At 61.3% G+C, this 13,318-nt stretch carries 11 protein-coding genes; 4 read left to right on the top strand and 7 right to left on the bottom strand.

The window, feature by feature from the left end:
• The first annotated feature begins 232 nt into the window (after positions 1-232).
• Both ACYP2Q_RS21690 and ACYP2Q_RS21685 read left to right on the top strand, forming a co-directional pair.
• Positions 233-1,354, top strand: coding sequence for an HlyD family secretion protein (locus tag ACYP2Q_RS21690; protein WP_459732374.1), 1,122 nt, complete (start codon positions 233-235; stop codon positions 1,352-1,354).
• Complete coding sequence (locus tag ACYP2Q_RS21685) at positions 1,351-2,943, top strand: DHA2 family efflux MFS transporter permease subunit (RefSeq protein WP_459732372.1); 1,593 nt, start codon at positions 1,351-1,353, stop codon at positions 2,941-2,943. The genes ACYP2Q_RS21690 and ACYP2Q_RS21685 overlap by 4 nt, the downstream gene beginning before the upstream one ends.
• Before the next feature lie 27 nt (positions 2,944-2,970).
• On the opposite strand, the gene ACYP2Q_RS21680 is transcribed toward ACYP2Q_RS21685, so the two are convergent.
• The 5 genes from ACYP2Q_RS21680 to ACYP2Q_RS21660 form a co-directional block, all read right to left on the bottom strand.
• On the bottom strand, positions 2,971-3,411 hold the full coding sequence (locus ACYP2Q_RS21680) for a carboxymuconolactone decarboxylase family protein (RefSeq protein WP_459732371.1): 441 nt from the start codon (positions 3,409-3,411) through the stop codon (positions 2,971-2,973).
• Positions 3,412-3,518: 107 nt separating this feature from the next.
• Positions 3,519-4,961 (bottom strand): mechanosensitive ion channel domain-containing protein, encoded by a 1,443-nt coding sequence (locus ACYP2Q_RS21675; RefSeq protein WP_459732370.1) that lies wholly within the window; start codon positions 4,959-4,961, stop codon positions 3,519-3,521.
• 201 nt (positions 4,962-5,162) lie between these two features.
• Positions 5,163-5,789 (bottom strand): isochorismate family cysteine hydrolase YcaC, encoded by a 627-nt coding sequence (gene ycaC, locus ACYP2Q_RS21670; protein WP_459732369.1) that lies wholly within the window; start codon positions 5,787-5,789, stop codon positions 5,163-5,165.
• 54 nt (positions 5,790-5,843) lie between these two features.
• Positions 5,844-6,527 carry an isochorismatase family protein gene (locus ACYP2Q_RS21665; RefSeq protein WP_459732368.1) on the bottom strand — a complete coding sequence of 228 codons (684 nt, stop codon included), beginning with the start codon at positions 6,525-6,527 and terminating at the stop codon, positions 5,844-5,846.
• Between the two features lie 93 nt (positions 6,528-6,620).
• Complete coding sequence (locus ACYP2Q_RS21660) at positions 6,621-7,487, bottom strand: pirin family protein (RefSeq protein ID WP_459732367.1); 867 nt, start codon at positions 7,485-7,487, stop codon at positions 6,621-6,623.
• 104 nt (positions 7,488-7,591) lie between these two features.
• On the opposite strand from ACYP2Q_RS21660, the gene ACYP2Q_RS21655 reads away from it, so the two are divergent.
• Positions 7,592-8,500: a LysR family transcriptional regulator gene (locus ACYP2Q_RS21655; RefSeq protein WP_459732366.1), complete on the top strand. Its 909-nt coding sequence runs from the start codon at positions 7,592-7,594 to the stop codon at positions 8,498-8,500.
• Between the two features lie 127 nt (positions 8,501-8,627).
• A complete protein-coding gene (gene dkgB, locus ACYP2Q_RS21650; RefSeq protein WP_459732365.1) occupies positions 8,628-9,431 on the top strand; it encodes a 2,5-didehydrogluconate reductase DkgB in 804 nt (267 codons plus the stop codon).
• 17 nt (positions 9,432-9,448) lie between these two features.
• On the opposite strand, the gene ACYP2Q_RS21645 is transcribed toward dkgB, so the two are convergent.
• Complete coding sequence (locus tag ACYP2Q_RS21645; protein WP_459732364.1) at positions 9,449-12,664, bottom strand: transporter substrate-binding domain-containing protein; 3,216 nt, start codon at positions 12,662-12,664, stop codon at positions 9,449-9,451.
• Complete coding sequence (locus tag ACYP2Q_RS21640) at positions 12,665-13,291, bottom strand: response regulator (RefSeq protein WP_459732363.1); 627 nt, start codon at positions 13,289-13,291, stop codon at positions 12,665-12,667.
• Positions 13,292-13,318 lie beyond the last annotated feature (27 nt).

The following is a 13,318-nucleotide window of genomic DNA, read 5'->3' as shown; positions in this document are numbered from 1 at the left end:
TCGCGGGCAAGCCCGCTCCCACAGGGATCTATGTCGTTAGCAGAATATCCGTTCAACACATAAACCTGTGGGAGCGGGCTTGCCCGCGAATGCGCCAGATCAACCACCACAACTTCAACGATCCTGAGCGAAGCATCCACCTGACGACCGGCAGGGAAAATAAATTGCCAGCAAATATGACATGCGTCATATTACGTACGTAATTAAGTGCCGTTTCCTACAGGAAGTCTCCATGACCAGCATGCCCACCGTTGAACCTGACCTGGCTGCCCCGGTGACCACCGCCAAACCGTCCCTGCGCAAACGCCTGCTCCTGCCGACCCTGGGCATAGCGGCACTGGTTTTGGCCGGTGTGTACACCGCGCATTGGTGGACCGCCGGCCGTTTCATCGAGGAAACCGACGACGCCTACATCGGCGGCGACGTGACGGTGATCGGCCCGAAAGTGGCGGGTTACATCGAAGCAGTGCTGGTGACCGACAACCAACCGGTCAAGGCCGGCGATGTGCTTGTGCGTCTCGATTCGCGGGACTACCGCGCCAACCTGGCCAAGGCCGAAGGCGCGGTGGCGGCTGAAGAAGCCCTGCTCGCCAACCTCGACGCCACCGAACAACTGCAACAGGCCGTGATCGGCCAGGCCCGCGCCGGCATCGATGCCGCCGGTGCCGAAACCGCCCGCTCGCGCGATGACGATGCACGCTACAAAAAACTGGTGAGCACCAACGCCGTCTCGGTGGAAAGCGCGCAACGGGCCAACGCCACGTTCAAGACTGCCCAGGCCCAAAGCAACCGCGCCCAGGCAGAGTTGCTGGCGGCGCAGCGGCAGTTGAACGTGATCGCCACGCAGAAACAACAGGCCCGCGCCGCTCTGATTCAGGCGCGGGCCGAGCGCGACCTGGCGCAGTTGAACGTTGGCTATACCGAATTGAAAGCCCCGGTGGATGGCGTGATCGGCAACCGCCGCGCCCGAACAGGCGCGTATGCCCAGGCCGGTTCGCAACTGCTGTCGGTAGTACCGGCCAGCGGCCTGTGGGTCGATGCCAACTTCAAGGAAGACCAACTGGCGCACATGGTTCCTGGGCAACGGGTGACCATCCGCGCCGACGTGCTCTCGGGCCAGGAATTCCATGGTCATCTGGACAGCCTGGCGCCGGCCAGTGGTTCGCAGTTCAGCGTATTGCCGCCGGAAAACGCCACGGGCAACTTCACCAAGATCGTCCAGCGGGTGCCGGTGCGCATCCATCTCGACCCGGCCGACAGCGTGCTTGGCCACCTGCGCCCCGGCCTGTCGGTCACCGCCGAAGTGGATACGCGCAAACCGCCTGAAACACCAGCCGTGGCCAGCGCGCCATGAGCCGCACCCTCGCCGCCCCGGCCCAACCGTTCGATGCCGCGAGCTTGGCGACGGCGACCAAGGTGTTCGCCTTCGCCAGCATGTGCATCGGCATGTTCATTGCGCTGCTGGATATCCAGATCGTCTCGGCGTCGCTGCGTGACATTGGCGGCGGGCTCTCCGCCGGCACCGACGAAACCGCCTGGGTGCAAACCAGCTACCTGATCGCCGAAATCATCGTGATACCCCTCTCCGGCTGGCTGTCCCGGGTGTTTTCCACACGCTGGTTGTTCTGCGCCTCGGCGGTGGGTTTTACCCTGACCAGCCTGCTCTGCGGTGCGGCCTGGAACATCCAGAGCATGATCGCCTTCCGCGCCCTGCAAGGCTTTCTCGGCGGCTCGATGATCCCACTGGTGTTCACCACGGCGTTCGTTTTCTTCACCGGCAAGCAACGGGTGATCGCCGCAGCAACCATCGGTGCGGTGGCGTCCCTGGCCCCTACCCTGGGGCCGGTGATCGGTGGCTGGATCACCGATATCTCGTCCTGGCACTGGTTGTTCTACATCAACCTGGTGCCGGGGATATTCGTCGCCGTGGCCGTGCCGATGCTGGTCAAGATCGACCAGCCGGAACTGTCACTGCTCAAGGGCGCCGACTACATAAGCATGGTGTTCCTCGCGCTGTTCCTCGGCTGCCTGGAATACACCCTCGAAGAAGGCCCGCGCTGGAACTGGTTCAGCGACCGCACGATCCTGACCACGGCATGGATCAGCGGCCTCGCGGGCCTGGCGTTCATCGGCCGCACCTTGCACGTGGCCAACCCGATCGTCGACCTGCGTGCCCTGAAAGACCGCAACTTCGCCCTCGGCTGTTTCTTCTCCTTCGTCACCGGCATCGGCCTGTTCGCGACCATTTACCTGACACCGCTGTTCCTCGGCCGGGTCCGGGGTTATGGCGCGCTGGACATTGGCCTGGCGGTTTTCTCCACTGGCGTGTTCCAGATCATGGCGATTCCGCTGTACGCCTTCCTGGCCAACCGCGTCGACCTGCGCTGGATCATGATGACCGGCCTTGGCCTGTTCGCCCTGTCGATGTGGGATTTCAGCCCGATCACCCATGACTGGGGGGCCAGGGAATTGATGCTGCCGCAAGCCTTGCGCGGGATAGCCCAGCAATTGGCGGTGCCGCCCGCCGTGACCTTGACCCTCGGCGGCCTGGCGCCGGCGCGACTCAAGCATGCTTCGGGGTTGTTCAACCTGATGCGCAACCTCGGCGGGGCCATCGGCATCGCCGCGTGCGCGACCATCCTCAATGACCGCACCAACCTGCATTTCACAAGGTTGGCGGAGAACCTCAACAGCACCAACGAAGCGCTCAACCAGTGGCTGTCCCAGGTCGGCAACAACTTCGCCGCCCTGGGCCAGAGCGGCGATGTCGGTGTGACGGCCAGCCTGCGTCAGCTCTGGCTGCTGACCTACCGCGAAGCGCAGACACAAACCTACGGAGATGCATTCCTGATGATCATGGTCTGCTTCATCGTCGCCACGGCAATGGTGCCCTTGATGCGCAAAGTGCAACCACCGGCTGCGCCAAGTGCCGATGCCCATTGAGGCTCGGCACGGGCCTGGGACGAAAATTCAGACCTGAGGCGTCTTGCGAAAGCCCACCGCCAGACGATTCCAGCCGTTGATGGTGTTGATCGCCACGGTCAGGTCGACCATTTCCTTGGGTGAGAACTGGGCGCTGACCACTTCATAGTCTTCATCCGGCGCGTGGGTCAGGCTCAGTTGAGTCAGCGTTTCGGTCCAGAGCAGCGCGGCGCGTTCGCGATCGGTGAAGAATGGCGCCTCGCGCCAGGCCGTCACGGCGAACAGACGGCGTGGGGTTTCGCCGTCCTTGATCGCGTCGGCGGTGTGCATGTCGATGCAGAAGGCGCAGCCGTTGATTTGCGAAGAGCGCAGCTTGACCAATTCGAGCAGATTCTTTTCCAACCCCAGTTTGGAAACAGCGGTTTCCAGGGCGATCATGGCCTTGAGGGCGTCAGGGGAAGCGGTGTAGAAATCGATACGCTGTTGCATGGCATGTTCCTGGGCAAGTGGGTGTGGCACTAAGTTAGTCCCCGGGCCGTCGCACATAAATAGCCAATCCTGCAGAAGTCGAGGAGGCCAATGGCCCCTCGCATCCATCAAACCCGACTACGCAACCACTGCAAAAACCCTTTTTTCGGCACAACCACGGGCACATCCGCGATCAGCGACTGTGCCTTGTTCAGGCGGAACTCCATCAAGGATTTCATCGCATCGTTGATGTCCTGGCGGGCATCCAGGCAGGGCTTCAAATATTGCTTTTCGATGCGATAAAGCGTGCAAGCGGTTTTCGCGGCGAATTGGGCGGGCAACGCGCTGTCGGTCAGGATACCGGCCTCGCCGATCACTTCCCCCGGCCCCATGCGCCCGGATTCGATGGGTATACCGTTGCGGTGCAGCGTGACCGAAACCACCCCGGACTCGATGATGAACAGATGATCGCTGATCTCTCCCGCCTCCAGGATCGTCTCGCCGGTGCGGAAGGTTTGCAGGGCCATGTTCTGGCTGAAGGTTTCTTTCTCTTCGTGACGCAGGGTGGAGAACAGCGGGGAGCTGTCGAGCAACGCCCGTGGCCGTGTGATGTCGCTCGACGGGTTGGGTTCGACGCTTGACAGCAGATGGATCCCGGATGCCCGCAAATGCCGGTACGCCAGGTCGAACAGTTGATTGCGTGCCGAGCGTTTTTCGCTCATGGAGGCGACGAATCCGCTGATTTCATATTCGTTGCCAGCAGCGCTGGAGCTTTTGAGCGCGACTTTGGGGCCGGGTGAAGTCAGCATGTTCCGGCAGCCCTGCATCGCTCGTTCAAGTGCATCGATCACGGTCTGCGGACGGACATGGGGGCTGACCTGCAGGCTGATCGATAGGCCGAACATATCGCTGGGCCGGCTGAAGTTGGTGATCTTGGCCTTGGCCGCCAGCGAGTTGGGAATCACGATCATGCTGCCCTGGGAGGTCTGCAATCGCGTGGCCCGCCAGTCGATATCGATGACCCGGCCTTCGGTGCCGTCGATGGCGATCCAGTCATCCAGTTGATAGGGTTTGGTGGTGTTGAGCACGATCCCGGAAAACACGTCGCTGAGGGTGCTTTGCAAGGCCAGGCCGACGATGATCGCCAGGGCGCCGGAGGTGGCCAATACGCCCTTGACCGGCAGGTCGAGCACATAAGCCAGAGCGGCGATCACCGCAATCAGGAAAATCAGTGCGCCGAGCAGGTCCTGGAGCAAGCGCCCCGTGTGCCCGACCCGCTGCATCATGGCCGCGCCGATCAGCACCGTCAGGGTCCGCGCGCCGAACAGCCACCAGCCGATCTGCAACCCGGTGGCCGCCAGGTGCAGCGGCACGTTGTCCTCCCAGGGCGGGGGCTGCAGCGGGTTCAGGCCTTCATTGAACAGCAGCACGCTGTACAGCGAAAAAATCACCAGCCGCACGAGCAACTTCCAGTTGTGGCCGCGGGTTCCGATCAGGCGCCACAACGCCAGGTCGATGACGATCAGGACCATGGCGCAAATCAACGGGTGTTCGGTGAGCAATGACAGCATCAAGCAGCTCCGGCACAGGACAATGAGCAAAAGATCTCACGGATTGGCCAGAGTGTAGGAGCAATTGATGCCTTCGGAACACCACAAACTACTGTGGGAGCGGGCTTGCTCGCGAATGCAGTGCATCAGGCGATATTGATGTGCCTGACACACCGCCTTCGCGAGCAAGCCCGCTCCCACAGGGGTATGAGTGTTGCCCGTTTATTTGCTGTTGGTCAGGGTGCTGTAGCTGGTCATCAGGTTGCGATAGTCCGGGATATGGTTGGAGAACAGCGTGCCCAGGCCTTCGATATCGTTGCGCCAGTCGCGGTGCAGCTCACAGGCCAGGCCGAACCAGGTCATCAATTGCGCACCGGAGGCCGACATGCGGTCCCAGGCCGAATGACGGGTCAGTTCATTGAAGGTGCCGGATGCGTCAGTCACCACGAATACGTCAAAGCCTTCGGCCAGGGCCGACAGCGCCGGGAACGCCACGCACACTTCAGTGACCACGCCGGCAATGATCAGTTGTTTCTTGCCGGTGGCCTTGATCGCCTTGACGAAGTCTTCGTTGTCCCAGGCATTGATCTGGCCAGGACGCGCGATGTAGGGAGCATCCGGAAACAACGCCTTGAGCTCGGGCACCAGCGGGCCGTTGGGGCCGGTTTCGAAACTGGTGGTGAGGATGGTCGGCAGCTTGAAGTACTTGGCCAGGTCGGCAAGGGCCAGCACGTTGTTCTTGAACCGGTCCGGTTCGATGTCGCGCACCAGCGACAGCAGGCCTGTCTGATGATCCACCAACAGAACGGCGGCGTTGTCCTTGTCGAGACGTTTGTAGGAAGTTGTCATGGCAGTAGTCCTCGCGTGTTATCGATGCCGAAAAAATCGGCGTGGGTGTCCCGGTTAGCGCTGGGAATCCAGCGTTTCATGTTCGTTCGCCACTTGTTGAGCCTTGAGATAGCTCTCGATCAACAATTGATAATGCGGCATGGCCTGGGCGTAGACAGCGGCCCACTGCTCGGCGTCCGGACGGTTCCACGAGCCTTGCAGCTCTGAGAGCGTAGCCATGATGTCGATCGGCACCACCCCGGCCTGGGCCAGACGGGCAACTGTCAGATCAGTGGCCAACTTGGAGTGGTTGCCCGAGGCATCGACCACGGCAAACACTTTGTAGCCTTCATGCACCGCGGCGATGGACGGAAACGCCAGGCACACGCTGGTCAGGGTGCCGGCGATCACCAGGGTTTTCTTGCCGGTGGCTTTGACCGCCGCGTGAAACTCTGGATTGTCCCAGGCATTGATTTCGCCCTTGCGCGCCACGTATTGGGCATGCGGCGCGGCCTCGTGGATTTCCGGAATCAGCGGCCCGTTCGGCCCTTGCGGCACGGACGCGGTGGTGATCACCGGCATCTTCAGCAAGGTGGCCGCCTTGGCCAGGGCAATGGCGTTGGCGCGCAGTTGCGGTACATCCATGTCCTTGACGATCTGGAACAGTCCACTCTGGTGATCAATCAACAGCATGGCGCTGTCATTGGCGTCGATCGTCGGTTTCTGGCCATTGAAGTTGGCCGCATTGACGGTGTTCATCAGTGTTTCCTCTTTTTGACAGGCAACAGCCATCCCTGGCCTTGGAACCGGCCTACTCATCCTGTGTAGAGCGGGTTGTTGTAGCGAACCGGATTAACCGTGCATCCGGCCGAAGCGACCGGACTGGAAGTCGGCGAACGCCTGGTGAATTTCCTGCTCGGTGTTCATCACGAACGGGCCGTGACCGACGATCGGTTCGTCGATCGGCTCGCCGCTGAGCAGCAGCACCACCGCGTCCTCGCTGGCTTGGAGGGTCATCTGATCGCCCTTGCGGTCGAACAAGGCCAACTGCCCTTGACGCACCGACTCCAGGCCGTTGACCTCGATCGTGCCGCGCAACACCACCAGTGCGGTGTTGCGTCCTTCATGCAGATCCAGCGTGAGCAATTTGCCGACATTCAGCCGCAGGTCCCAAACGTCGATGGGGGTAAAGGTGCGCGATGGCCCTTTGTGGCCTTGGAATTCACCGGCGATCAAGCGCAAGGTGCCGGCGTTGTTCTTCAAGGCAATGCTCGGGATGTCGCCATCGAGAATGGTCTGGTAACCGGCGTCGGCCATCTTGTCCTTGGCTGGCAGGTTGACCCACAACTGGACCATTTCCAGGGTGCCGCCGCTCTTGGCAAAACCTTCGGAGTGAAACTCTTCATGGAGAATCCCCGAGGCCGCGGTCATCCATTGCACGTCGCCGGGCCCGATCTTGCCGCCACTGCCGGTGGAGTCGCGATGTTCCAGTTCGCCCTTGTAAACGATAGTCACGGTTTCGAAACCCCGGTGCGGATGCTGACCAACGCCACGTCGAGCGGTGGTCGGGGTGAATTCAGCGGGGCCTGCGTGATCGAGCAGCAGGAACGGGCTGATGTGCTTGCCCAGGTTGTCGTAGGAAAACAGCGTGCGAACCGGAAAACCGTCGCCGACCCAATGGGCCCGTGGGCTGGTGTAGATACCGATGATGTTTTTCATGGTGTCTCCTGAAGAGGTGAGTGAAGCCATGGACAGAGCTTAAAACCGCGACCTTTGTTGCGCTAGACTGCAAAAATCAGCTTTAGCGTTCTATCTGGAGAACGATGGTGGAAGACCTCAACACCCTCTACTACTTCACCCAAGTGGTGGAACATCAGGGTTTCGCAGCGGCCGGTCGGGCACTGGACATGCCCAAGTCGAAGCTCAGCCGACGCATTGCCGAACTTGAAGAACGCCTCGGCGTACGCTTGCTGCATCGCAGCAGTCGGCATTGTTCGCTGACGGAAATCGGCCAGGCGTATTACCAGCGTTGCCTGGCGATGCGGGTGGAGGCGGAAAGCGCCGCCGAGCTGATCGAACGAAACCGCTCCGAGCCCCAGGGCGTGGTGCGCGTCAGTTGTCCGACGGCGTTGCTCAACACCTGGGTCGGGCCGATGCTGACCCGCTATTTACTCAAATATCCGCTGGTGGAGTTGTTCATCGAGAGCACCAACCGCCGGGTCGACCTGATCCACGAAGGATTGGACATCGCCTTGCGCGTGCGTTTTCCACCGTTGGAAGACACCGACATGGTGATGAAGGTGCTGGGCAACAGCACCCAGAGCGTGGTTGGCAGCCCGGCCTTTTTGTCACGCCTGTCAACGCCCGCCTCCCCGGCCGACCTCAGTGGTTTGCCGAGTCTGCACTGGGGGGCGGCGCAACGGGAGTACCAGTGGGAATTGTTCGGTGCCGATGGCAGCAGCGCGGTGATCAGGCACGCGCCGCGAATGGTCACCGATGACCTGTTGGCCTTGCGTCACGCGGCGGTGGCTGGCATCGGGATTGTCCACCTGCCCAGTGTGGTGGTGCGGGATGAGATCAAAGCCGGCCAGTTGATCGAACTGGTGCCGGGCTGGGCGCCCAGGAGTGGCGTCATCCACGCGATCTTTCCGTCGCGCCGTGGCCTGCTGCCGTCGGTGCGCAGCTTGATCGACTTTCTGGGTGAGGAGTTCAGCCGCAGCGACATCGCCTGAAGACAGCGGCCGCGATCTTTTGATCTTTGACCTGCGGTAAACATTGCTTTGCCCATCCAGCGGTTTTTCTCACGGATGCAGGCGCGGATACTCGCGGCCATTCCCACTGCAACCTCTGGAGTCATTCATGTCTATCCCCGCTTTCGGCCTGGGTACGTTTCGCTTGCAAGGCCAGGTGGTCATCGATTCGGTGAGCAGCGCCCTGGACCTGGGTTACCGGGTCATCGACACCGCGCAGATCTACGAAAACGAAGCCGAAGTCGGCCAGGCCATCGTCGCCAGCGGCGTTGCCCGTGAAGACCTGTTCATCACCAGCAAGATCTGGGTCGCCAACTTCGCCGGGGATCGTCTGATCGACAGCCTCAAGGAAAGCCTGCGCAAACTGCAGACCGACTACCTGGACCTGACCCTGATCCACTGGCCGTCGCCGGAAGACCAGGTGCCGGTCGAAGCATTCATGGGCGCCCTGCTCGAGGCCAAGCGTCTGGGCCTGACCCGCCGGATCGGTGTCTCCAACTTCACCGTCGACCTGATGAAACAGGCGATTGCCGCGGTCGGCGTCGAGAACATCGTCACCAACCAGATCGAACTGCACCCCTACCTGCAAAACCGCCAGGTCGTCGAGTTCGCACAAAGCCAGGGTATCCAGATCACCTCGTACATGACCCTGGCCTACGGCGAAGTGCTCAAGGACCCGGTCATTACGCAGATCGCCGAGCGTCTTCAAGCGACCCCGGCACAAGTCACCCTGGCCTGGGCCATGCAACTGGGCTATGCGGTGATTCCTTCATCGACCAAGCGCGCCAACCTCGCCAGCAACCTCAAGGCCAGCGCCATCACCTTGAGCGATGCCGACATGGCAGCGATCGCCAGCCTGGATCGCGGCCATCGCCTGACCAGCCCCAAAGGCCTGGCGCCGGCCTGGGATTAATCCGCCGGGTTCAAGCCTCAGCCTCGCTCAAGACTGTGGTCCAGGCGCGTCATGGCGTGGTGCAGCTGATCGACGGCGGCGTCGATCAGTGAGGCATCGCCCTCGCCACAGGCACGCTCCAGTTGTTCGCAACAGGCCACCAGCGCCTGCGCCCGGACCATCTGCGCGCCACCCTTGATGCGGTGCGCCAGGTCCTTCAAGCCGTGGTAATTACCACTGGCATGTTCTTGCAGCAGACGTTCGCGATCATCACGGTTGGTCACGGCCAGGTCATGCAACAGTTGAATGATCAGTTCATTGTCGGTCCCGGTGAAGCGTTGCAACCCGCTTAAATCGATTTCAGAGCTGGAAGACGCTTCGCTCAGGCCTGGGGATTCGCTGGAGAATCTCGTGGCCAACCAGGCGCTCAGGTCGACCAGTCGAATGGGCTTGAACAGACAATCGTCCATGCCCGCTTCGATACAACGAATTTTCTCCTCGGGTTGCGCGTTGGCGGTGAAGCCCAGGATCACCGTCGGCGGCCCCACCTGGAAGCGCTCCTCATCGCGGATCGCACCCGCCAGTTCATAACCGCTGACCACCGGCATATTGCAGTCGGTGACGACCAGATCGCAGGCATGCTCTCGCCATTGCTCGAACCCTTGCTGGCCATCTTCTGCGAGCAGCACCTGATGCCCCAGGCAGCTCAGTTGCCGCGACAGCAGCAACCGGTTGGCCGGGTAATCGTCCACCACCAGAATCGTCAGCGGCCGGGTCCTTGCCGGCGATTCGCTCGACGCCATTTCAGTGGCGGGCAACGGCTGCAATGCCAGCAATTCAATATCGATGTCCAAACGGGTACCGCGCCCCAGGACGCTGACGAGCTGCAAGCGCCCTCCCATCATTTCGCACAGCGTGCGGCTGATCACCAGCCCCAGGCCGGAACCCTGTCGGCTTGATGCCTGGCGGTTGCCGGCCTGCACGAACGGGCTGAACAGGCGTTGCTGGTCAAAAGCGCTGATACCGCTGCCGCTGTCCTCGATACACACACTCACCGCCAGACGGTCCAGCGGTGCGGGCACGACCCGCACCCGCAGGCTGACCTCGCCTTTATGGGTGAACTTGATGGCATTGCTCAGCAGATTTGACAGCACCTGTTTGAAACGCGTGGGGTCGATCAACACATCGCGGTCGCTGTGCTCGTCCAGTTCAACCCGCCACTGCAGGTTCTTCTGCCGGGCCAGGCCTTCGAAAACCCGGCACACCGACAGCACCAGCGCCTGCAGATTGGCCCGCTCCGGCATCAGCGACAAATGCCCGGACTCGATGCGGGCAATGTCCAGGATGTCACCAATCAAGGCCAGCAACTGTTGCCCGGCATTTGACGCCACCTCGATGGCCCCGCGGTCGGTAACCCCCTCATCAGCGCTTTTCAGCGCCAGTTCAAGCATGCCGATCAGGGCATTCATCGGCGTGCGGATCTCATGGCTCATGGTCGCCAGGAACGTGGTCTTGGCCCGGTTGGCGTCGTCGGCGGCGTCCTTGGCCTCCTGCAATCGAGCCAGCCATTGCTGGCGCTGGCGAATCTGCCGACGCTGCCAGGCGATCCAGGCCAGGGCCAGCAAGAGCAAGGCACCGGCCGCCGCGAACGCCTGGAAAATGCTCTGGCGATGGCGCAGCCAATAACTCTGCTCCACCATCAAGTCATTGCGCCAAGGCAGTATCAGTTCGTCGATTTCTTCCGGGGGGATACTGAGCAAGGCCTTGTCCAGGATCGAATGCAACTCGATGGCGTCGCGACCGGTGGCCAGGGTACTGCGCGCGGGGTCGATGCCCACCGTGCTGGTGATCTGGAGGCGATCACGGTATTGCCGGGAGATCAGGTAACGGGCACTGATCAACGAGTTGATGGCACCTTGTGCCTTGCCTTGGGCGACCATTTCCATGGCATCGGCCGACAAGGGCGCATCCACAAACCGGATCAACGGGAAGTGTTGGCGAACGAACTCGCCTGCGATATTGCCCTGGGTCAGCGCCAGGGTTTGCCCGGCCAGATCGTCCAGGGTCCTGGGACTGTCCGGCGCCAGGCGCGTCACCAGCACCGATGGGCTGGTCAGGAACGCCCGGGTAAACAGCAGGTCTTCCTCACGCAAGGCACTCAGGCCAATACCCGCCAGCACATCGACCTCGCCACCCTTGATCGCTTGCACCATCTGCGCCACTGACGGCATCGCGCGAACATCGAACTGCAAGCCGGTGCGCAAACTGATTTTCGCCAGCACATCGACACCGATGCCGCGAAACCTGCCTTCACTGTCCACGAACGTAATCGGCGGGATGTTCTCGTTGATCGCCACCCTCACTCGTGGGTTCCGGTCGAGCCAGCGCTGCTCGGCCACGCTCAATTGCAGGGACTGCGTGCCCGGCATGGACACCCCGCTCGCTCCCCAGCGGCGCAGGATGTTCATCTGTTCATTGGCCGTTATCAAAGCCAGGGCCTTGTCGACAATGCGCAGCAGCGCCGGGTTGTCGCGGGTCATGGCAAAGGCGAAGCGCCCGGATTCCAGGGGCGAGAAATCCGCCAGCTGGACATTGTTCAGGTAGTTTTTGCTGATCAGGTAATGGGCGCTGATCGCATCGCCCAGGTACACGTCCGCCTGGCCGAAGGCGACGGCCCCGACCGCCGCCAGTGTCGAGGGGAACAGCTGAACCTGGGCTTCGGGATAGAACCTTCGCACGTTTTGTTCAGGCAAGTAGTGGTAGAGCATTGCCAGACGCTTGCCGGCCAGCGTCGGGTCCAGTACCTCTGATGAATCAACGCGGGTCACCAATACCGGCTGATCCACCGCATAGGCGCGGGACATTTGTAATTGCGGGTCCTGGGACTCGTAGCTGTTGGACGTTCCCAGCAGGTCCGCCGCGCCTTGCTTGACAGCTAGAACGGCGTCTTCGCGGGATGGATAGCGCCGGACGTCGATCTCCACCTGCAGCAGCTGTCGGAGCAGATCGACGTAGTCGGCCGTCACCCCCTCGAGCGCATGATCGGTGGTGATGTCAAAAGGTGGATAATCCGGGGCCGAAACGGCGAGCACCAGCCGGGCTTTTTGCTGCAACCAGCGCGAATCCGCGGCCGACAACCGCAGCACTTGACCTTCCACGCTGGAACGGCCCAGCAAGGTCAATGTTTGCGGCTGCGCACAGACACTCGATACCCCAAGGCAAAGGGCCAACAGCAGGTATCGAATGGCGTTCATTCAGATCAAGTGATGACGTTGGGCAAGATCTCGCAGGTGTACCGACGACTCCACGTTGAGCTTTTCAGTCAAACGGGTTTTGTAGGTACTGACGGTCTTGTGGCTCAGGTGCATGATTTCGGCGATTGCCTTGTTGCTCGTGCCCCGGGCCAGATGCTGGAAAATCGACAACTCGCGATCCGAAAGCCTGTCGATCATCTGTTTTTCACTGCGTTGCGCCTGGCTCAGGGACACTGAGCTGTTGGGCAACCGGGTGAAATAGGTGTAGCCGGCCATCACGGCGTGCACGGCTTTGTGCAAATGCTGCAGATCGTTGGTCTTGGCAACGTAGGCCACGGCACCGGCGCGCATGCATCGGTCCTGGAAAAAGCCCGGCTCCTGGGCGGTGAACACCACCACCCGGCAGTGCACCTCGTCTGCCTGGATCCTTGCCAGTACATCCAGGCCGTCGAGCGACGGCAGGTTGAGGTCCAGCACTACCAGTTCAGGTTTATGCTCGCGGATCATCGGCAAGACTTCGTTACCGCAAGCCGCTTCGTGGATGCGCTTGTAGCCCTCCAGTTTGAGTACGATTTTGACCGCACCGCGAATCACCGGATGATCGTCCACAACCAACGCTGACTTCATGGCAACTCCCTATGCATAAACACGACA

The organism is Pseudomonas sp. MHK4 (genome assembly GCF_054600775.1).
Note: the sequence above shows the minus strand (reverse complement) of the source record. Positions and strands in the feature narration are given on the sequence as shown.